Source organism: Rhodococcus sp. I2R (assembly GCF_020889545.1).
GTDB lineage: Bacteria > Actinomycetota > Actinomycetes > Mycobacteriales > Mycobacteriaceae > Rhodococcoides.
Genome location: NZ_JAHUTG010000019.1, coordinates 75,376 through 94,151, shown reverse-complemented (window position 1 = coordinate 94,151; position 18,776 = coordinate 75,376). Strand labels below are relative to the sequence as shown.

At 64.8% G+C, this 18,776-nt stretch carries 23 protein-coding genes; 4 read left to right on the top strand and 19 right to left on the bottom strand.

All coding sequences use genetic code 11. The features are described from left to right. Window positions 1-124: 124 nt before the first annotated feature. From KVY23_RS18705 to KVY23_RS18680, 6 genes are all read right to left on the bottom strand, one after another. On the bottom strand, window positions 125-445 hold the full coding sequence (locus KVY23_RS18705) for a nuclear transport factor 2 family protein (RefSeq protein WP_230557769.1): 321 nt from the start codon (window positions 443-445) through the stop codon (window positions 125-127). 66 nt (window positions 446-511) lie between these two features. Then, a complete protein-coding gene (locus KVY23_RS18700) occupies window positions 512-1,975 on the bottom strand; it encodes a PLP-dependent aminotransferase family protein (RefSeq protein WP_230557768.1) in 1,464 nt (487 codons plus the stop codon). A gap of 218 nt (window positions 1,976-2,193) precedes the next feature. Further along, the gene (locus tag KVY23_RS18695) at window positions 2,194-2,391 is read right to left on the bottom strand and encodes a hypothetical protein (protein ID WP_075838039.1); all 198 of its coding nucleotides are present in this window, start codon (window positions 2,389-2,391) and stop codon (window positions 2,194-2,196) included. Window positions 2,392-2,468: 77 nt separating this feature from the next. Next, window positions 2,469-3,698, bottom strand: coding sequence for a globin domain-containing protein (locus KVY23_RS18690; protein ID WP_230557767.1), 1,230 nt, complete (start codon window positions 3,696-3,698; stop codon window positions 2,469-2,471). A gap of 49 nt (window positions 3,699-3,747) precedes the next feature. Beyond that, the gene (locus tag KVY23_RS18685; RefSeq protein WP_075838040.1) at window positions 3,748-4,188 is read right to left on the bottom strand and encodes an Rrf2 family transcriptional regulator; all 441 of its coding nucleotides are present in this window, start codon (window positions 4,186-4,188) and stop codon (window positions 3,748-3,750) included. Window positions 4,189-4,439: 251 nt separating this feature from the next. Then, complete coding sequence (locus KVY23_RS18680) at window positions 4,440-4,853, bottom strand: DUF2752 domain-containing protein (protein ID WP_230557766.1); 414 nt, start codon at window positions 4,851-4,853, stop codon at window positions 4,440-4,442. A 56-nt stretch (window positions 4,854-4,909) separates the two neighbouring features. On the opposite strand from KVY23_RS18680, the gene KVY23_RS18675 reads away from it, so the two are divergent. Next, entirely contained in the window at window positions 4,910-5,206 is a 297-nt protein-coding gene (locus KVY23_RS18675) for a DUF503 domain-containing protein (RefSeq protein WP_075837995.1), read from the top strand. 31 nt (window positions 5,207-5,237) lie between these two features. Further along, complete coding sequence (locus KVY23_RS18670) at window positions 5,238-6,389, top strand: FAD-binding oxidoreductase (protein WP_230557765.1); 1,152 nt, start codon at window positions 5,238-5,240, stop codon at window positions 6,387-6,389. A 41-nt stretch (window positions 6,390-6,430) separates the two neighbouring features. Here the strand turns inward: KVY23_RS18670 and KVY23_RS18665 are convergent, their stop codons facing one another. Next, window positions 6,431-7,012 carry a TetR/AcrR family transcriptional regulator gene (locus tag KVY23_RS18665; protein WP_206509083.1) on the bottom strand — a complete coding sequence of 194 codons (582 nt, stop codon included), beginning with the start codon at window positions 7,010-7,012 and terminating at the stop codon, window positions 6,431-6,433. A 168-nt stretch (window positions 7,013-7,180) separates the two neighbouring features. Between KVY23_RS18665 and KVY23_RS18660 the strand changes: the two genes are divergently transcribed. After that, complete coding sequence (locus KVY23_RS18660; RefSeq protein ID WP_230557764.1) at window positions 7,181-8,500, top strand: lipase family protein; 1,320 nt, start codon at window positions 7,181-7,183, stop codon at window positions 8,498-8,500. Here KVY23_RS18660 and KVY23_RS18655 read toward each other — a convergent pair. The 4 genes from KVY23_RS18655 to KVY23_RS18640 all read right to left on the bottom strand — a co-directional run bounded on the left by KVY23_RS18655 (window position 8,451) and on the right by KVY23_RS18640 (window position 10,969). Next, window positions 8,451-9,770, bottom strand: coding sequence for an MFS transporter (locus tag KVY23_RS18655; protein ID WP_374108744.1), 1,320 nt, complete (start codon window positions 9,768-9,770; stop codon window positions 8,451-8,453). The genes KVY23_RS18660 and KVY23_RS18655 overlap by 50 nt on opposite strands. A 21-nt stretch (window positions 9,771-9,791) precedes the next feature. After that, window positions 9,792-10,304 carry a hypothetical protein gene (locus tag KVY23_RS18650; protein ID WP_230557762.1) on the bottom strand — a complete coding sequence of 171 codons (513 nt, stop codon included), beginning with the start codon at window positions 10,302-10,304 and terminating at the stop codon, window positions 9,792-9,794. A gap of 125 nt (window positions 10,305-10,429) precedes the next feature. After that, window positions 10,430-10,603 carry a hypothetical protein gene (locus KVY23_RS18645; protein WP_308071101.1) on the bottom strand — a complete coding sequence of 58 codons (174 nt, stop codon included), beginning with the start codon at window positions 10,601-10,603 and terminating at the stop codon, window positions 10,430-10,432. 21 nt (window positions 10,604-10,624) lie between these two features. Beyond that, window positions 10,625-10,969 (bottom strand): plastocyanin/azurin family copper-binding protein, encoded by a 345-nt coding sequence (locus KVY23_RS18640; protein ID WP_374108742.1) that lies wholly within the window; start codon window positions 10,967-10,969, stop codon window positions 10,625-10,627. A gap of 97 nt (window positions 10,970-11,066) precedes the next feature. On the opposite strand from KVY23_RS18640, the gene KVY23_RS18635 reads away from it, so the two are divergent. After that, window positions 11,067-11,528 (top strand): carboxymuconolactone decarboxylase family protein, encoded by a 462-nt coding sequence (locus KVY23_RS18635; protein WP_075838000.1) that lies wholly within the window; start codon window positions 11,067-11,069, stop codon window positions 11,526-11,528. On the opposite strand, the gene KVY23_RS18630 is transcribed toward KVY23_RS18635, so the two are convergent. From KVY23_RS18630 to KVY23_RS18595, 8 genes are all read right to left on the bottom strand, one after another. Beyond that, on the bottom strand, window positions 11,513-12,712 hold the full coding sequence (locus tag KVY23_RS18630; RefSeq protein ID WP_075838001.1) for a Dyp-type peroxidase: 1,200 nt from the start codon (window positions 12,710-12,712) through the stop codon (window positions 11,513-11,515). The genes KVY23_RS18635 and KVY23_RS18630 overlap by 16 nt on opposite strands. After that, window positions 12,705-13,193 carry a copper chaperone PCu(A)C gene (locus KVY23_RS18625; protein ID WP_230557761.1) on the bottom strand — a complete coding sequence of 163 codons (489 nt, stop codon included), beginning with the start codon at window positions 13,191-13,193 and terminating at the stop codon, window positions 12,705-12,707. Before KVY23_RS18625 ends, KVY23_RS18630 begins: the two co-directional genes overlap by 8 nt. Further along, entirely contained in the window at window positions 13,190-14,599 is a 1,410-nt protein-coding gene (locus KVY23_RS18620; RefSeq protein ID WP_374108741.1) for a PepSY-associated TM helix domain-containing protein, read from the bottom strand. The genes KVY23_RS18625 and KVY23_RS18620 overlap by 4 nt, the downstream gene beginning before the upstream one ends. 101 nt (window positions 14,600-14,700) lie before the next feature. Further along, a complete protein-coding gene (locus KVY23_RS18615) occupies window positions 14,701-15,219 on the bottom strand; it encodes a hypothetical protein (RefSeq protein ID WP_230557760.1) in 519 nt (172 codons plus the stop codon). A 29-nt stretch (window positions 15,220-15,248) separates the two neighbouring features. Next, window positions 15,249-15,941 carry a (2Fe-2S)-binding protein gene (locus KVY23_RS18610; RefSeq protein ID WP_230557759.1) on the bottom strand — a complete coding sequence of 231 codons (693 nt, stop codon included), beginning with the start codon at window positions 15,939-15,941 and terminating at the stop codon, window positions 15,249-15,251. After that, a complete protein-coding gene (locus KVY23_RS18605) occupies window positions 15,938-16,705 on the bottom strand; it encodes an ABC transporter ATP-binding protein (protein ID WP_075838003.1) in 768 nt (255 codons plus the stop codon). Before KVY23_RS18605 ends, KVY23_RS18610 begins: the two co-directional genes overlap by 4 nt. After that, a complete protein-coding gene (locus KVY23_RS18600; protein WP_083667391.1) occupies window positions 16,702-17,682 on the bottom strand; it encodes an iron ABC transporter permease in 981 nt (326 codons plus the stop codon). Before KVY23_RS18600 ends, KVY23_RS18605 begins: the two co-directional genes overlap by 4 nt. Before the next feature lie 104 nt (window positions 17,683-17,786). After that, window positions 17,787-18,770 carry an ABC transporter substrate-binding protein gene (locus KVY23_RS18595; RefSeq protein ID WP_230557758.1) on the bottom strand — a complete coding sequence of 328 codons (984 nt, stop codon included), beginning with the start codon at window positions 18,768-18,770 and terminating at the stop codon, window positions 17,787-17,789. Window positions 18,771-18,776: the final 6 nt, after the last annotated feature.

Genomic DNA, 18,776 nt, shown 5'->3' with positions numbered 1-18,776 from the left:
CCGCGTCAACACACCCAACGAAATATGGTCCGTCAACCGCTGAGAATCATCCGGTTTCACCCATCCCACACGCGGCATGACTCAAGAATAACACCCTTGTCATTCTAAGTAAACGGTATTGGGGCTAAGCTCGGATCTTCATTGCACTCACGAGGTCCCCGTCGACGGTGAAGATGAAGGTGCTCGGCCCGTTGAATCCGTCGCCACCTACCTGTACGATCACCGTCACGTCGGCACCGACTACTTCGACACTGTCCACTGCCAGCGTGGCATTCTTGCCGATGAACTCGGCGTCACTCCAGGACCGAATGTCGGCGCCGCGAAATTCACGCCCCCAGTCGTCGACGACGCCGTCGGATGTGAACGAGGCCGAAAACGCGGAAAAGTCATTCGCATTCACGGCATCGATGGCGGCACGGACCGGACCAGGCAGTTCAACCGACATCACGTGGTTCCTTTCACCTACTGTCTCCGAACAGAACACTCACCAGCAGAACAATATCTCGCGTATTCACACCACCACCGCAGGCCGCGTCGACGAGACGTGCGGTGTCGACACCACCGGCCGGTCCAGTCCCGCGAGAATGTCGACTGCAGCGGTGATGTCGGCGAGCGATCGCGTGTACGGAATCCGCTGGTGATCGTCGAAGGAATAGCCCGTACCGAATCGAGGCCCAGGCGCCAACAGCAACCCCCGCGACTGCGCTTCGACGACGAGTTCACTCGACCGCATCCCCTCGGGAAGACTGCACCACAGGGCCAACCCGCCACCGGGGATCCGAAAGCCCCAGCCCGGCAGACGATCACGTACTGCGGCGACGACATGGTCGCGGGCCATCGTCAACTCGTCCGTGCGACGCCGCCGAACCTCGTCGTAGTGCCCGAGCAACTCCGTCACGGCCAGTTGATCGAAGACCGACACCGAAAGTTGGCGTCGCGCATACGTTGCGGCGACCTGTGCCAGCAGCGACGCCTCCGCACGCACCCACCCGACTCTCAACCCACCCCACACCGTCTTGCTCGTCGACCCGATCGTCACCGTCGCCACATCCGGTGTCGCAGTACCGAATGGCTCGATCGGGGGCGATCCATCGAGACAGAGATCGGCTGCCACTTCGTCGACGATCGTCAGGACCGCGTGTCGATGCATCGTCGCCGATAGTTGGCGGCGAGGCTGAAGCGGCAGTCGCGATCCTGACGGATTGGAGAAATCGGGCATGAAGTAGGCCAGCGTCGGTGCGCTCTGGCGTGCGGCTCGATCGGCTGCCGCCACGAACTCGTCGGCGTCGTCGGGGTCGATCGGCACCGGAATGCACCTACCCCCTAGTGACTGCACGACTTCGACGACACCCGGATATGTCGGGTGCTCCACCAGCACCCGAGCACCAGGTTCGACGAAAGTCGCCAGCACCGCATGGATGGCATCGGTCGCGCCCGCGGTGACCAGGATGTTGTCCATGACTGTCGGCACCCCGCGATCGCGGTAGTACGCGGCGATCGATTCGCGCAGATCAGGCAGGCCGAGTGGGGTGTAGCCGCCGGTGCCGAGTCGACCACGAACGTTCTCTGCTGCCGACTCGTACGCCCCGACCAACAGAGGAGAGGCCGACGGCGCGGCGTTGACGAACTCCAGCGTCGCACTGTCTCGGTCACCGGCGAGCGAACCCCACGATGCCGTCGGCCCCGTCGGCGAGACAAACGTTCCCGAGCCTCGCTGCGCACTGATCAGACCGTTCTCGCGGAGATATCGATACGCGGAGGCGACGGTGACGCGAGAGACGTCGAGGCTGATGGACAGGGCCCGCTCGGCTGGCAGCCGGGTCAGCGCGGACACTTCACCGCTCTCGATCAATCGACGCAACTCGTCCGCGATTTCGAGGTAGAGCGGACCACCGGACCTTTTCCGCAGCGTCGACGGGTTGATCCGGGCCGCCAATTCAGGCGCCGTGATCGCAGTGGCATCGAACGAGTCCATACATGCCACTTTCGCACACTGGACTGCACTTTATCGACTGAATGCAGTCCATTGTAGGAACCATGATCGCAATTGGAGTGGTATTGGCCTTGTCCGTCGTCGGCGCGGGTTGGTCCCTTGCCGCTGTGAGGACCGGCGGCCGATGCGCCCCCACCGGTCCCCCACGCAGCCGCGTCCATGCCGATTGAGCCGGGCCGGCTGAGCCGGGCCGACCGGCGCTAGGGCACCCAGTACCGCGTCGCCAGCTGGTCGATCAGCGGATCGTCCTCGTCCGCATCGTCGAGAGCGGCGAGGTCGTCGCTGATCGCATTGATTCTGGGATCGTCGCCCTCAGCGATTTCGGCGTCCGTACCGCCGTCAGCTGCAAGCTGATCGAGAAGCTTTGCGCGCACACGCGCCTTCAGTGAATCGCTCACTCGTCGTGCTCCTTCCTCGGCTTGCTCGAACAACCGTGCTCGAACCCAACTTAGTTGATCGATCCGGTCGATATCCGTCAGCCGAGCACCCATTCGTCCGGCGCGAAGAGCTCGCAGTGCACCCGGGCCGGGTCCACTCCCTGGTCTGCGAGTTGGGTCCGCACCGCCTGAACGAAACCATTGCTTCCACAAACGTAGAACGATGCGTGCAGCGGGAGTTCGACACCTGTGAGATCCATCAGCCCGTGCCTGGCGCCCTGCGTATCCTCCGGCTCGGAGTACCAGACTTCGAGAGCAGCACCGGGCAAACCGTCCACCAGCTGCCGTTGACGCTCTCTGAGCGGATGAGTCGCAGGCGAGCGATCCGCGTGGAGAACGAGCACCTCGCACCGTGCCGCCCGCCCACGGAGGTGCTCGAGAATCCCGTTCATCGGGGTGATTCCGATACCAGCCGAGATCAACACAACGGGCCCCGAACCGATTTCGTCGGTCGGGAGATCACCGAACGGCAAGCTGACGTCGATGACGTCGCCCGGTCGCAGACACATCTCGATCCAACTCGACACCTCGCCCGCTGGGCAGCCACCGGAAGCGGCAACCGGTTTGACCGCGAAGGTCAGTTCCTCGGCGTCGCCGTCCGTGATCAGGCTGTATTGCCGGATCTGTCGCGCGCCGTCGGGCAGGGTCACCCCGACCGACACGTACTGACCCGGTTGCCGGCTACTCGCCGCGGCCCAGGGTCCGGCCACGCTGATGACCACTGCACCGGATGGATCGTCGACCCGCTTCGTGACCGTGGCACGGTGAAACACCTGCCCCGCTTCGACACCGGACTCCTCGTACAGCCGGCGTTCGAGGTCGATGAGTGTGTCGGCCATCGACCAGTAGACGCGATCCCACGCTTCGGCTACATCAGCAGTGACGGTCTCGGCCCCGAGTACCTCGACGATCGCAGCGAAGAGGTGTTCGTGCACGATCGAGTACTGGTCGGCGGTGATCCCGAGGGACGCATGCTTGTGTCCGATCCGGGAGAGCAACTGTTCCGGGTGCGGCAACTGCGGGTCGACCAGGTGTGCGGCATACGTTGCTATCGATGCTGCCAGCGCTCGTTGCTGAGCTCCCTGCGCCTGGTTTCCCCTGTTGAACAGGTTTCGCAGTAGCTCCGGACGGGCCTCGAACATACGGGCATAGAAGTTGGTTGTGATGGTGTCGATGTTCGCTCCGACGAGCGGCAACGTGGCGCGAATGACATCCGCGTGGGCGGGATCGAGTCCTCGATCGACCGCGAGTGGGCTGGATGTGGACATGGGTGTTCCTTCCGATGGACGAATTGCCGATCCGAGAACGCTGCCCGGGTCAGGGTGTAGGTGCGGAAATGATGGTGAGAGGGATCGTCGGCGACGCGGCCAGCTCGTCGATCGTGTACTCGTCGAGTTCCCGATAGAACGCTTCTTTGGCGGCCGCCAGTGCGCGGCGAAGTCGACATCCTGCGATGAGCGGGCACGGATGCTCGCCTGCGCAGTCGACTACCTCGCGATCCCCTTCGAGCAGACGGATCAAACGGCCGACCGGAATCGACCGCCCGGTGTCGGTGAGAAAAATGCCACCGGTGCGGCCGCGTTGGGCTCGCACGCACCCCAGTTCGACCAGTCGCGTGACCGCCTTGGCCACATGATGCTCCGATGCGTTCACTTTGACGGCGATCGCACCGGTGGTCACCCGTGGTCCGTCAGGGCCGACGGCGGACAGCAACATCATCGCCCTCAGGGCCAGATCGCTGAAGCGAGTCAGTTGCATGTCCACCACGGTAATAAACCCGCACCACTGATGCGAGTTTTAAGGCAGTGCGTTCAAACACCACGTTTCGTGCGGCTTTTACACCAGCGCATTCGCCGCAAACTCGCCTGAAATCAGGCGTCCGGGGACCCGCTCACTCGTCGTCACCCTTCTTGAACACGCGACGCGCCGTCGGGATGAGCACGACGAGCGCCCCGATCAGTACCACTACCGAGAATATTTCCAACAACACGACGCTGCTCCTTGATTTGTCACGGTGCGAGCCAGCTGCCCGCCGGAATGTTTCGCCACACGGTGAACGCCAGCACGACCAGCACTCCCGCAGCGAAGACCGCCGCCGAGGGCCGACGCAATGACAGGGACCGGCCGCGCACGCGCGCGATGGCCCATACCGCCCAGATCACGACGCCGATGACGCCGAGCACCACGGTTAGTGCATTCGACGACAGCGCCGACGCGATGTCGCCGTGCACGAGGGCGCCGAATGCCCGCGTCGAGCCGCAGCCCGGACACCACAGCCCGGTCGCTGCGTGAATCGGACACGGCAGGTACGAGGACGTTCGTGGATCCCGGACGTACAGCATCGCCGCCGCGGTAACAGCCACAGCCGCGACGGACGCCGGTCCGGCGAGGGCGCGGCGGGTCGACGTGGACGGGGCGGTCATACAACCAGCCTAAGCGCGGCGGGCGGTGTTGCGCCGCCGAGTAGCATTGCGCTTCTATGTGGATCGGTTGGATAGAGTTCGATTTTCTTCTCGGTGACGTGCATTCCCTCAAGGAGAAGCGCTCACGTATCAGACCTGTGGTGGCGGAGATGGCCCGGAAATTCGCGGTCTCGGTTGCGGAGACCGGGCATCACGACCTGCACCGACGGGCCGAGATCGGCGCATCGGTCGTCGCCGGTGATCAGGCGCATGTCATCGATGTGCTCGACCGACTCGAGCGTGTCGCGGCATCACGCCCGGAGCTCGAACTCGTCGCTGTGCGTCGTCGGACCATTCGGAGCGACGACATCTGAAGGTGTAAGCCCATTTCGTTAGCATCGAGCAATGCTTGGTACCGACCGCTCGCGACCCGCCTGGGACGATGATCCCGTCGTCGCCGAATGGCCGGGTCTACCGCAGCTGGACACCGACGTCAGCACCGATGTGTGCGTCGTCGGGCTGGGTGGTTCGGGGCTGGCGGCTATCAGCGAACTCGTCGACCGGGGGCATGACGTCGTCGGTATCGACGCGGGCCGCATCGCCGCGGGGGCCGCTGGGCGAAACGGCGGGTTCTTGCTCGGCGGACCGGCGACGTTTCTGCATGACGCCCTCGCCGCGTGGGGCCAGTGCGCGGTCGATCTCTACCGCGCGACCCTGGACGAAATCGACTCGCTTCACCTAGTTCTCGGTTCGGATGTCATCCGTCGGACCGGGTCGATCAGGCTGGCGGGCCTGCCTGGCGCGCCGCCGGACGTCGCCGACGCGCAAGACTGCGCAGCGCTCGCACAGTGCTTACGCGAGAACGGTATTGCAGTCGAGGAATACTCTGGCGAGCTGGGGCATGGAATCTTCCTGCCCGACGACGCGGTCATGAATCCGGCTCGTCGCGCACTGGGTCTGGCCTCGACTCTGCAGGGACGAGCGGCACTGTACGAGCACACACCGGTGTCGACCATCGGGAGCAGATCCGTCACCACCCCGTCGGGAACGATCCGCTGCGATCTGGTTCTCGTCGCGATCGACGGCAGGCTCGAGCGGGTACTCCCCCAGCTCGACGGCAGGGTCCGCACGGCACGGCTGCAGATGCTGGCCACCGCGCCGATCGCGGCGCAGCGGCTGCCCTGCCCGGTGTACGGGCGGTGGGGTTACGACTACGCCCAGCAGGATGCGGCGGGGCGCCTGTTCGTCGGCGGTGGCCGCGATCGGTTCGCCGAGGAAGAATGGACCTTCTCGAGCGATCCGACCGCACCGGTTCAGGACTACATCACCGAGGTCGCCGAATCGATGGCAGGCGAGCCAGTTTCGGTGAATGCGCGCTGGGCGGCGTCCGTCGGGTTCACTGGTGACGGCAAGCCCCTGTGCACGGAAGTCGACGACGGTGTCATCGCTTTCGGCGGCTACAACGGGACGGGGAACCTCGTCGGGCCGGTCACTGCTCGTGCCGCCGTGGCACTCGGGCTCGACGGAACGCCGATACCGGAGTACCTCACGGGTTGAGCGAGACACCGATGGCGCGCCGAATCCGGCGGCAAGCCAAGTCAGTTCGTCGAGCTTCGTGGCGGTCGGTGAAGACGGAGCATCGTACGCAAGGGAGCCAACAGGTTGTTTGCGTGGTCTCGAGTCATCGGCGTTCTCTCGAAGGAACATTGGGCGAGCACCAATCCATCGAACAAAGCGACTATCAGCTCCCCGAGCTGTTCTGGGGAGTCGCCGCCCAATCGGGCAGTGGCTTGCACGACGAACTTGGCCCGAAACGCCTTCATGGTCGACGAAAGTTCGTCGTCGCGTGCGGCCAACAGGAAGAGTTCGAGTCGGGCCTTGCTGTGCACGATGCCGGACGGGCCGAGCCACGACACCAGAAGCGCGGAGAGTGCGTCGACAGCATCGTCCGCTGGACTCGGCTGCCCCGCCGGTAGGGCGGCTACTTCCGCGAACTCGATCTCGACCAACCTGGCAGCAGCGAGGGCGATGAGCTGTTGACGGGTTCGGCAATAGTACGAAGTCGACCCACGTGCCAATCCAGCTCGATCATCGACCGCGTGGTGGGTGAGTCCACGCGAGCCGTCTGTGCCGAGGACGTCGATCGCGGCGTCGGCGATAGAGGCACGTCGAGCGTCCACGGGTTTCCTCCTCAATGCCGCTCGTAGTTTGGTGACTTGTGACAGATGCAATCTCAGACCCTCTATAACTATAGAGGGTGGAGGTAATCTCGAATCGATGCGGAAGCTGCTTGTCGGCGTAGTCGACGGGCGTGACTGCCGCGCCGCCCTGTGCACATCGCCTGAAAGATGCTGGTATTCCTGGACATGAGCAGATTCTCCGCAGTTCCCCGTCGGCATTTCCGCCGGATCGCCACTTCCGTCATCGTGACCTCAGCTGTGTTGGCGTACCTCACAGTTGGAATGGCGGGTGCAAGTCCACATCCGATCGGCGACGAGTTCTACGTGGGGCCAACGCTCACCACCGAGACCCGGCCGGGCGTCCTGCTCCGTCACGAACCGACAGCCGTAGCCGCAGCGGCCCTTCCCACTGCTCTCCCGTACGAGCGAATCCTGTACACGAGCACAAAGTCCGACGATTCGATTGCCGCGAGCTCCGGTTCACTGTTCAGTTCGAATGCTCCGTGGACCAGCCCGACGCCACGACCGATTGTCGCTTTGGCACCCGGAACACAGGGTCAGGGCGATCAATGCGCCCCATCCAAGACGATGGCCGAGCCGTTCAACGCCAATGCACCAACTGGACTGTTTCAAGTGGAAATTCCCTTGATCGTGAACTTCCTCTCGCGCGGCTTCGACGTGGTCATGACCGACTACACCGGTCTCGGGACAGCTGGAGTCCACACCTACGTCAACCGCGTCGATCAGGGAACCGCGGTACTGGACTCGGTGCGCGCTGCCCTGAGCCTTCGACCGTCGGCCGACCGAAGCACTCCCGTCGGGCTGTGGGGCTACTCGCAGGGCGGTGGCGCCGTCGCATCCGCAGCGGAGCTGGCCAGCAGCTATGCTCCTGAATTGACGATCGCGGGAACCTACGCGGGAGCAGTTCCGGCCGACCTTGCCCGAACCCTCGATCGGATCGACGGTTCGATACTCAGTGGCGCTATCGGATACGCACTGAACGGCTTTCGGGAAAGCAATCCAGAGCTTGGACCGATCATCGACGCGCAAACCAATGATGTCGGAAAGGAGATGCTTGCCGATGTCGCCGAACAATGCACAGTTCGAACTGCCCTGACTTACGGGTTGAAAAGTACCGGAAATTACACCGTGAGCGGGCGTCCGCTGTCGGAACTGCTGAGCTCGATTCCAGAAGCACAGACAGTGCTGGAAGAGAACAGAATCGGCACGAGGGCACCGAGCGGACCAGTGCTACTTCATTCGGTCCGAACAGACGACATTGTCGACTACGGACAAGTAGCCGATCTCGCGGGGCAGTGGTGCCGTGCTGGCGGAACGGTTCGATTCGAATCACAGGATGCGCCGTCGATCGTCGAGGGCAGCGGAATCAGTCACCTGGGTCCCTCGCAACTGGTCTTCCCTCAATACTCCCAGTGGCTCAGTGACCGATTGTCGGGTGTCGTCGGCGGCGGTCCGTTCTGCGCGTAGCAATCACCTCGCGTAGCCCGCTCGGCCCGACCCCTCGGTCGAGGGCGACGATGAGCGCTGCGCACCCGATCCCGGACAGCACCAGCGCCGAGCCGAACATCGCTGTGTAGCCGAACAGATCCCCTACCACCCCGGCTGCAAGTCCGGCTGCACCCTGGGCGAACACGACCGCACACGCAATGAGCGTGTAATCGCTTCCTGCGAAGCGTTTTTCGGATGCATCCATCATCAGAGCGAATACCGCGACCGTCGCCGCGCCGCCGAGAACGTGCTCGGTGATGTTGGCGGTGACCAGCAACGGGAAGCCGCCGATACCCATTGACGCAGCCACGTAGAGCCCGAGGCTCAGGGTCTGGCTGACGCCACCCACCAGCAGAGCGTTCCGCCGTCCGTATCGGAAGGACAACCAGGCGCCCAGTGCGGCACCACCCAGGGCGGCGACCGAGGACACTCCGCCCTCCACCAATGCGATCTGGCCGAGCGTCAGGCCGCTGTCCGAGAGGAACGGTCCGACCAGCGCCGAGCCCATCGAATTACCGAATTTGAAGCCGATGATCAACGCGATGAAGGCGAACATGCCGGGTCTACGCAGGCGATACCACCACGTGATCGCAAGACGTGCGGGTGCGTCGACCTCATCTCGTTCACCTGCGGCGTCAGCGTCTTGCTCGCCTGCGGCGTCGGCGGCGCTCAGTTGCCCGCGCATCAACCAGACCGGGATGGTTGCGATCAGCAGCAGCGCCGCCATCGCGACGAACAATGCCCGCCAACCGGCAAAGCTGAACAGCCACAGCAACACGCCACCGCCACACACCATCCCGATGCGGTAGGCACCGACTTGAAGCCCGTTGCCCAGTCCGCGTTGCGCCACCGACAGCGTGCGCACCGCCATCCCGTCGGTGGCGATGTCCTGAGTCGCAGAGACCGCATTCATCACGAAGATACCGAGGAACAACCACTGCAGCGTCGAGGACAGGTCGAGAAACGACAACGCCAACGCGATCGCAGCTGCTGCGGATTGCAGCGTCAACAGCCACCGCCTGCGGGTTCCGTATCGGTCGACGTACGGTGCCCACAGAAATTTCAATCCCCAGGGAAGAAAGAGCACGCCCGCCGCGCTGATCTGGACCAGCGAGTATCCGGATTCGCGCAGCACCACCGGCAACGCCTGGGTGAAGAACCCGAAGGGAACACCCTGCGCGAAATACAAGGTGCCGAGCAGCGTGAGGGTTCCGGCGGTGAACGAGGCCGGACGCAACGCGTTTCTCATGCCGGTCATGGTGTCAGAGCATCATGAACTCCGCCCGTCGCCGATCGCGTGATCGTAGAAGCCGACAACTCCTGCGGCGCCGTGGATCGCGAACTCGCCTTGCTCCCCGGTGGTGCGTGCGGTGTTGGTCAGCCCCCGGAGCGCCACGTTCACCAGACGGTCCAAAGAGTGCCATCGGTGTGCAGGGTCGGCAGCGTCACCGACGGCGGCCTCGTCGAACTGTTGAGCGACCTCCGCTTCGCGCGCCCGTAATTCGTCGAGTACCTCGCTGTCGACGTCGATCTCCGCCTGATTCTCGAGAACGACGTGCACCGCCCTCCGGATCTCGTCGACGTGGTTTCCGAGCCACAGCCGCCGGCGGTACACCTCCCCCAGCGACGGCCACCGCTTTCGAGCTGCCTGACGGGTTTTGCCGGTGACCAGGGCGAGGTCGGCGAGACTGGCACCCAGCCAGATTGCCGTCGTAGCAGCAGCTTCCGTCGCGACAGCGGCTTCCTGCACGACCTGAGCTTCATGGGCGAGGGACTGCTGCAATCGGTGCAGTGCACCGGCGCGACGGTTCCGCTCGTCACCGATATCGGTTGGCTTGTCCTTCTACACCAGGTCTGACAACTTCGACGTCAGCGTCGCGCTGGGCGTATGTAGGCCGCTAGAACGGCTCAAGCGAATGCGTCGAGGTCGAGAGCGATTTCGACACCGTCTTTCTCGACGACGATCTTCGGGTGTACAGCACCGGTGGCGGCGAGGTACTGCCGCAGCGTCGACAACAGGAGATCGTCACGCGCCTCGATCCGCGACACCGCACCCTGATTGGTTCCGAGCATCTCGGCCATCTGGACAGAGGTCTACAACCCCTACGGAACGACGGTGACGCTTCCGGTCATATCCGGGTGCGGGGTGCAGTGGTAGGAGAACGTGCCCGGTTCGTCGAAGGTGTACGAGAAGGTTCCGGACTTCAACAGGGGGCTTCTGAACGACTTGTCGTCGGCCACGACATCGTGCGCCATCCCGCCGTCGTCGAACACCCAGGTGACGGTATCTCCCACGCTGACCGTGAGCTCGGACGGCGAGTACGAGCGGTCCACTACGTTCACCTGATTTGGCGGCGGCGGAGCAGCTGGTTCTGTGGGCGTCGGAGACGAGCAGGAGACAACGCTGCCGAGCACCACACTCGCCAACACGACGGTCGAAAGTTTCACCCGATCCACACTACGTGCCTACCTGTCACACAATCGTGAGCCGTTTCGTCCACTCGGGTGACGGCACCGAAACCGGTGCCGCGAAGAAAGGACACACATGTTGCCGCACGTGAACGTCACCAAGCAGTTCCCCAGCGCCTACGAGGCCCAGGTGGCGCTCGACAAACGCGCCGCCGAGGCCGCCGAAGCCGCTGGGCTGCCACACATTCTGGTCGAGCTGGTGAAGATACGCGTCTCACAGCTCAACGGTTGCGCGCATTGCCTGCGTATGCACACACGCGACGCCGTGGCTGCCGGTGAGAGTGTCGATCGCCTCGCGGTGCTGCCTGCATGGTGGGAGTCGCAGTACTTCACCGATCAGGAACAGGCTGCGCTGGTCCTCGCCGAGCGAATCACCCGCATCGCAAACGAACACACCTCGCCGACTCCTGACACCCACATACCGGCAGCCTTGTCAGAGCAGCAGATTGCTGCGGTGACATGGCTGGCGGTGGTGATCAACGGATGGAACCGCATCGCGATCACCAGTGGATATCCGGTCGGCTATCCGGTTGGCTGAATCAGCTCCTCCCCGAGCCAACCACCCTCGGTGACGCCGCGCGGCAAGGCGAACACCGAGGAACCGATCGGCGTCGTCCACTCGTTGAGCGCGTCGTGCTCGTCGAGGCGCTGCTGGACGGGAAGGAACTGGCTCTCGATGTCCCGCTGGTACGCCGCGAAGATCAGGCCCGAGTTACTGGTCGCACCGTCCGCAGGCGGGTCGTCGTAGTTGTACGCCCGACGCAAGAACCGCTCACCGGCATGCATGGCACGCGCCCGTGCGATGTGCGAACCCGGCGGAATGATGGGAATCCCGAACTTGTCGGTAGCCTCGAAGTCCGTCTCGTCGTGTTCGAATTCGCCGGTGAGCGGTGCGCCCGTATCGAGCTTTCGGCCCATCGTGAACTCTTTCCCACCACGATCCAATACATCCCAGGTGTCCATCTCGATCGCGATTCGGCGCAGCACCAGCGTCGATCCGCCGTCCGAATTCCACACCAGGTCATCGAAATCCACCGCGGGATCCGGATTGACGGTGCCGTCGACCTGCCCCATCAAGTTCCGCATGGTGGTTCCCGACGGGTGAGCGCCCCGCGAGGATCGGAACCCGCGCTGCACCCACTTCACCGATGCCATCGACCGAACGTTCTTGGTCAGCACGCGCACCGCATGCGAGACGGAAACAGGATCGTCGGCACATATCTGTAGCAGCAGATCACCGTCGTTCCAGCGTGTTTGGAGCTGGTCGATGCCGAAGGCCGGCAATGGTTGCACCGGCGACGGCACGCCCGCGGCGGCGAACGCACCCGGCCCCAACCCCACGGTGACAGTGAGATTCGCTGGTATCACCGCCAGTTCGGGTTCGGTGTCGGCCAACGCGGGAAGGCCCTGCGTCAGCCGGGCAGCGTCGGTGGTCCACAGCTTCAGTAGCGAGATCAGCTGGCCTCGTTCGATCCCGTCGAGCAGATTCAGCGCCACGAACGTGCCGTGTGCCTGCGCCGCGGTGGAGATCCCGGCCTGATGATCTCCGTGGAACGGTATTGTCTCGCTACCGAATACGGCTTCACCAGGCTCTGCGGCCAACCCGTACGCGAGTCCACCGGCACCGATCACTGCACCACCGGCGCCGAGGGCGGCGACGCCTCCTTTGAGGAGACGTCGCCGGCTGATACCCGAGCGACCCTGGTGCGGCTTGTCAGCCACTGTAGTTTTCCTGTGCGCCGGCGAAATCGCGGACCTGCGCGGTGAAGGTGGTGCTCGACCCGTCCTCGAAGGTCAGGGTGATTTCGGTGTCGGTGCCCGGCGTCAACGGGTCCGTGACGTTCATCAGCATGAGGTGATCGCCACCGGGGGCGAGCACCGTGGTGTCGTCCGCGGCCACGGTGAAGCCGCCTTCCTTCGGTTGCATCTTCATCGAACCGTCTGCGCTGGGGACCACTTCGTGTAGTTCCATCATCGGCGCCACAGGCGTGGAGGCGGACACCACACGGACCTGCTCCGCGCCGTCGTTGCGAATCTCGGCGAACCCCGCTGTCATGCCCGTATCGACCGACTTGATCCAGCCGTCGGAGACGGTGACCGAGTCCGCTTCACTTGGCGCTTCACTGGGCGCTTCGTCCGCGCCGCAACCGGCCAGCGCAACTGCGGAAAATGCTACCAAGAGGGCTGTTCTGAAGATTTTCATACTGTCTCCGATGTGTGAGTTGGTGTGGATTGCCGCAGTCCGATGACGGCGTCGATCAGAAGGAAGGCCAGCAGGCTGACCCCGAGCAGGGGCACGAACCAGCCGACGATGGCGGCCCCTGTTACCAGCGCCACGATCACCCGGATCGGTTGGCGCCGGACGCCCCCGCGCGCAGGGGTGGCCGAGAACGGCCGACGCTGCCACCACATCAGGTAGCCGCGGACGACTACGGTGACGAGCGCGAGCGCCAACAAGGCCAATGCGAGTTGGCTGGCGAGACCGAACAGAATGCCCATGTGCAGCGCGATGCCCCACATGGTCAGCTTCGCCGCCAGCGGCCAGTCCTCGAACCAGTTGGTGTCCACCACTTGGTTGGTGGCCCCGTCGATGGCGACGGAGCTGGTCGACAACACCCAGGGCTGGCGGGTTTCCGTGACGACGAATGCCGTGCTCGCATCCGCTGGGATCGTCACCTCGACAGCGCCGTCGATCCCCTCGGCACGCGCCGAGCCGAGCACCGCATCCAGGCGAGCGGCTCCCGCGCTCGCAGCGTCACCGGTGACCATCGGCGCCGCCGATGTGTCGTGTCCGGCGTGGTCGCCAGACATCGATGCGGCACTTCCGGTGAGCGAGGAGTCGACTTTCGGTGTGGTCCAGCTCAGCGACGTACGAAGATCGCCGATGTTCTCGCCGGCGTATTTCGACCACGTCAATCCGGTCGCCGACAGGAAGACCAACCCCACAGCGATCCAGATTCCGACGGCGCCGTGCCAGTTGCGGGTACGCGCCCGGCCCGTCAGCGATCGGTCGACGGTGAGCAGTGGACCGCCGCGGTTTCGGTATCGCCGCACCCACAGCACGACGCCCCCGAGCGCGACGATCCACAGCCACGATGCCGCGAGCTCGCTGTAGATCCTGCCCGGTTCGCCGAGATGAAGGTGACGATGGAGTTGGCTGATCCAGGTCCGCATCGGTAGTGCACCGCTACTGCCGTAGACGACGGATTCGCCGACGGATTCGGCCGTCACGGGATCGACGAAGACCGCTCGACGTTCCGATTCGCCGAGAGTCGGGTCGGTGAACATCACGCGGGTGGTCTCGCCTGGCTCTGCTGCGGGTCGAACCGCCTGTAGCGCCAGGTCGGGTCGAACCAGTGTTGCCGCGTCGACCTGTTCGGCCACCGACGCTGTCGGTCCGGTCGAATCAGTGTGCAGCAGATCGGAATAGACGATGTCCTCGGCGGTCGGCGCGAGGGCGTAGAGGCCGCCGCTGACGGCGGCGACGAGGACGAACGGTGCGATGAGAATCCCGGCGTAGAAGTGGAGTCTCATCATCAGTGACGGTTCGGGCGGCGAGTGTTCGGGCGCCTGCCCGGTTTCGGGCACAACTGTGCCTTGTATGGACATACGAGAACTCGATTCGTCTCGAAATGAGGTGGTGGCGCCGCTCAGGCGCAGGGGGAAGCCCCACGGGTATCAGGAAATACGAGTGGGGTGAAGCGGACAGCTCAGGCCGGTACGGGAGGCCCGCGTGTTCCTGGTCCCCAGGACACCAACAGTCGCAGAATGACATCGGGTCGATAGTCGACCGTGACGAGGCGCGGTCGCTCCTGCACCGGCAGCACCACGGCAAGGACCGGCAGGATGCGTCGGAGAACCGACACTGCGTGGGTGCAGCCGAGCACTGCGCCGCGGACGAGCAACGCACACAGCGCGGTCGCGGCAGCGTGCGCGGCCAGCATCGACGGTGTCAGAGCGGAGGCATGATGGTGCTCGCTCGCGATCGACAGAACCGTGTGCCCGACCAACTGGCCCAGAGCAAGCACCGCGACCAGAGGAACGCGTGCCCCGAACAGGGACACCAGGCCGCCGAGGGCGGCACTGACCACCACGAGAAGAACGAGCGCCGATTCACTCGGCACCATGGTTCCGCCACCCATTCCGTGGGCGGCGATGGACAAAGACCCGGACACGGCGCCGACGAATGCACCACGCATGCGCGTGGGAGCGTCGGGCCCGGAAGTCATGAAGACACCTTAGTCCACTACTACACAGGCTAGTAGCGCGCGGCTGCCTCGAGCCCACGCAAGCGATCAGCCGGGGTTCGGCGCGGGCAACTCACACACTTGTCGGCACCGCCGGTGAGGTACAGCAGGCAGCACGAGCACCGCTGGGTGAACGTGCGGCCCCCGACCTCGACGAACCGCGGTCTCGGCATCGGGGAGGCCATCTCCCGCACCAGCCACGCCCCGAATTCGCTGCCCAACGCCCTGTCACCGAGCGCAGCGCCGACGTCGAGGCTGCGGTTGGCGATGGAGTCCGTCGCGATCGCCCACAGCGACTGCCGTCGGGCCCCCGAAACGGCAGACAACGCGTCGACGACGCCACCGAAGGTGCTTGCCAACGCGGCCGGCAGGCGGTCCACAGCGATCACGCGCTCACTCCGGACGCCGCCGAGGTAACCATCCGGGCGCAGGAAGCACGACGCGTTCTCGACGCCCGGATCGGCGGCCTCCCCCGTCACCATCGCGGTGGCGACGGCGATGTACGCCAGCGTCGAACTGGCCGAGTACCACCACAACGTCCCGTTGACGCGGTCGTCCGTGCAGGTCCACCGCCGACCGGTGTCTGCCACTCGATCGGCCAGCCACTGCCGATCGCACATCACCGACGCCGGCAGATCGAACGGGCCGTCGAGGTACTCTCCCAGCCCTGGCACCCGCGCCGCGGCAAGTTCGTAGACGGTCATGCCAGTCCGTGAATGTCGATGGTCGGACGCGGACGGGTGCGGACCGTGGCGCGGATACCGAACACCTCGGCCAGTAGTTCGTCTGTCAGTACCTCGGCGGTTGCACCCGAGGCCACCACCGAGCCGTCGGCGATCACGGCGAGGGAGGTGCAGTACTCCACCGCCAGGCGCAGATCGTGCACAGTGACGACGACAGCGAGCCCGTCCGCGGCGAGATCGCGGACTGCGTTCATGACGACCAGTTGCTGCCGGAGGTCGAGGTGGTTGGTCGGTTCGTCGAGCAGCAGGATGCGGGGTTGCTGCGCCAATGCTCGTGCGATGGACACGCGTTGCCGCTCCCCACCGGACAGGGCGCCGACATCGCGTCCGGCCAGGTCGAGAAGATCGACCCGGCGCAGGCAGGAGGTGACGATGTCCTCGTCGGAGGCGCTCGGGCGATCGAACCAGCCCCGGTGCGGTACCCGCCCGAGGGCCACGGATTCGCGGACGGTCAGGCCGACCGACGCCGCCGGTTCCTGTGTCCCGACGCCGACGATCCGCGCCAGCTCGGCTCGCTTCATCCCGTGCGCATCGACGCCGTCGACGAGCACCGACCCACTCGCGGGCGTCAGTGCCCGGTAACAACACCGCAGGGCGGTGGTCTTGCCCGATCCGTTGGGGCCGACGAGCCCGAGCACCTCCCCGGGGCGAACCTCGAACCCGATGCTGTGCAACACCTCTCGCGATCCGAGAGTCGCGCTGACGTTGTGTACGAGCAGGCTCATCGCATCTCCCTCGCGTAACGGCGGTAGAGCATGAAGACGAAGATCGGCGCACCGACGAGGGCCGTCACCACTCCGACCGGCACCTCGGTGCTCTGCGCAACCGAGCGTGCCAGGGTGTCCGCGCCGACCAATGCGATCGCACCGAGCAGCGCCGCCACCGGAAGCAACCGGATCGCTCGCGTACCCACGATATATCCCGCCAGGTGCGGCACCAGCAGGCCGACGAATCCGATTCCGCCGCTGACGGATACGGCCGCACCGGCGAGCATGGAGATGGCGAGTAGTTGCACGATGCGGAATCGTCGGACATCGAGGCCGAGGGCTGCAGCTCCGTCGTCGCCGGTGGTGAGCAGATCCATCTTGGGTGCGCTGACGAGAATGACGATTCCGATGACGATCAGCGCGAGCAAAGGAAACGGCAGGGTCGACCACCGCGCGTCACCGAATCCTCCAGCGAGCCAGTGCAACACGCCACTGAGGCTCCGTTCGTCGGCGAAGACCAGCAACGTGAACGTGATCAGCGCCGTGAAAACACTGCTCAACGCGACGCCGACGAGAATGATGGCCGTCGACTGCGGATATCTGCCGCCGATGGCCAGCGCGAGGAACAGCGGAATCATCGCACCGACGAATGCCGCCGCCGGCACGGTGAACACGCCGAGCGCACCCGCGCCGATACCGAGCGTCATCACGAGCACCACACCGAACCCGGCACCCGAGGACACACCGAGCAGGTACGGGTCGGCGAGCGGGTTTCGGGTGACCGCCTGGGCGACCCCTCCCGCCAATGCGAGCGAGGCCCCGACGACAGCTGCGGTCAGCGACCGCGGCAGGCGTGAATCGACGACGATGACCGCCCGAGCCTCTGTCCACCAGGATTCGAATGCTCCTGGCGCCAGTCGGTGGATGACGATGGCCCACACGTCGCCGACCGGAATGCGCACCGACCCGAAGGACACTGCTGCCGCAATGGCCATCAGCAGGGCCGCCGTCAGGAGTACAAGAATGAGACCGAAGCCGATGCGCGAGCGTCGACCCGTCGACGGCTTCGCTCCGGAGGACTGCTTCTCGGCGACGGCTGTCACTGGAAACGGTCCGGATGCAGCGCCTTCGCGATGGTCTCGGCACTGGTGACCAGCCGGGGACTCTCGAAGAAGTCGTCGAGGGGCACGACGATGAAGTTGTCCTCGCGCACCGCCGGGGTCGTCGCCATGATCGGCTGGTTCTTCAGAAAGTCGATCTTGCCCTGCGCGGTGGTGTCTCCGTAGTCGAGTACGACGATGGCCTGCGGGGCCCGCTCGCCCACCACCTCCCAGGTGGTGTCCAGGTAGGGGCGTTCGCCCTCGGGGAAGATATTGGCCGCTCCGGCCTGGTCGGCGATCAACTGGCCCACGCCGACGCCGCCGATCGTCATCGGTGCGGCCTCGCCGGAGTCGTAGAAGAAGGTGGGCGTCGGGGAGACGCCGTCGAGGTCCTCGCGAAGCGCGGCCAGCTCGTTCACGACACCGTCGGTGACCTCACGTGCGGCGTCCGGGACGCCGAGGATGTCACCGAGTTGGGTGTAGTCGGTCTCGAGCATGCCGATATCCGCGAGACCGGACCCGCAGTACTCCGAGAACAGGAAGGTCGGAATCCCGATTTCGGTGAACGAGTCTCGTGAACGTCCCTCCTTGGCCTCGAATGCGCTGCGCATGCCGCCGACAACCAGGTCGGGGTCGAGATCGAGGATCTGTTCGCGCGTCGGATACTCGTCGGCGAGGCCCTGAATACGCGCGAACTCCTCGGACGTCTCCGGCGTCGGAGTTGCGTCCTGGTATCCCATGCCGACGATGCGGTCGGCGACGCCCATCTCGATGAGGACCTCGGTGACGTGGTCGTTCATGGAGATGATGCGCTGCGGCGGGGCGTCGAATTGCTGGACGGTGTCGCAGTTGGTGACCTCGACGGTGTCGTCGAACGGCGCCGCTGCGGCTGCCATCTCGACCGCGTCGCCGCGGGAACAACCGACGAGCGACACCGCCGCGAGAAAGACGGCGGCGTTCAGGGTAAGGGTGGAGCGTGACACGAGAAC

Coding starts and splice junctions, on each gene's coding strand:
- KVY23_RS18705 (WP_230557769.1), bottom strand. CDS start 445: ATGTCGGTTGAACTGCCTGGTCCGGTCCGTGCCGCCATCGATGCCGTG.
- KVY23_RS18700 (WP_230557768.1), bottom strand. CDS start 1,975: ATGGACTCGTTCGATGCCACTGCGATCACGGCGCCTGAATTGGCGGCC.
- KVY23_RS18690 (WP_230557767.1), bottom strand. CDS start 3,698: ATGTCCACATCCAGCCCACTCGCGGTCGATCGAGGACTCGATCCCGCC.
- KVY23_RS18685 (WP_075838040.1), bottom strand. CDS start 4,188: ATGCAACTGACTCGCTTCAGCGATCTGGCCCTGAGGGCGATGATGTTG.
- KVY23_RS18680 (WP_230557766.1), bottom strand. CDS start 4,853: ATGACCGCCCCGTCCACGTCGACCCGCCGCGCCCTCGCCGGACCGGCG.
- KVY23_RS18675 (WP_075837995.1), top strand. CDS start 4,910: ATGTGGATCGGTTGGATAGAGTTCGATTTTCTTCTCGGTGACGTGCAT.
- KVY23_RS18670 (WP_230557765.1), top strand. CDS start 5,238: ATGCTTGGTACCGACCGCTCGCGACCCGCCTGGGACGATGATCCCGTC.
- KVY23_RS18660 (WP_230557764.1), top strand. CDS start 7,181: ATGCTGGTATTCCTGGACATGAGCAGATTCTCCGCAGTTCCCCGTCGG.
- KVY23_RS18655 (WP_374108744.1), bottom strand. CDS start 9,770: ATGAGAAACGCGTTGCGTCCGGCCTCGTTCACCGCCGGAACCCTCACG.
- KVY23_RS18645 (WP_308071101.1), bottom strand. CDS start 10,603: ATGGCCGAGATGCTCGGAACCAATCAGGGTGCGGTGTCGCGGATCGAG.
- KVY23_RS18635 (WP_075838000.1), top strand. CDS start 11,067: ATGTTGCCGCACGTGAACGTCACCAAGCAGTTCCCCAGCGCCTACGAG.
- KVY23_RS18625 (WP_230557761.1), bottom strand. CDS start 13,193: ATGAAAATCTTCAGAACAGCCCTCTTGGTAGCATTTTCCGCAGTTGCG.
- KVY23_RS18620 (WP_374108741.1), bottom strand. CDS start 14,599: ATGTCCATACAAGGCACAGTTGTGCCCGAAACCGGGCAGGCGCCCGAA.
- KVY23_RS18615 (WP_230557760.1), bottom strand. CDS start 15,219: ATGACTTCCGGGCCCGACGCTCCCACGCGCATGCGTGGTGCATTCGTC.
- KVY23_RS18610 (WP_230557759.1), bottom strand. CDS start 15,941: ATGACCGTCTACGAACTTGCCGCGGCGCGGGTGCCAGGGCTGGGAGAG.
- KVY23_RS18605 (WP_075838003.1), bottom strand. CDS start 16,705: ATGAGCCTGCTCGTACACAACGTCAGCGCGACTCTCGGATCGCGAGAG.
- KVY23_RS18600 (WP_083667391.1), bottom strand. CDS start 17,682: ATGGCCATTGCGGCAGCAGTGTCCTTCGGGTCGGTGCGCATTCCGGTC.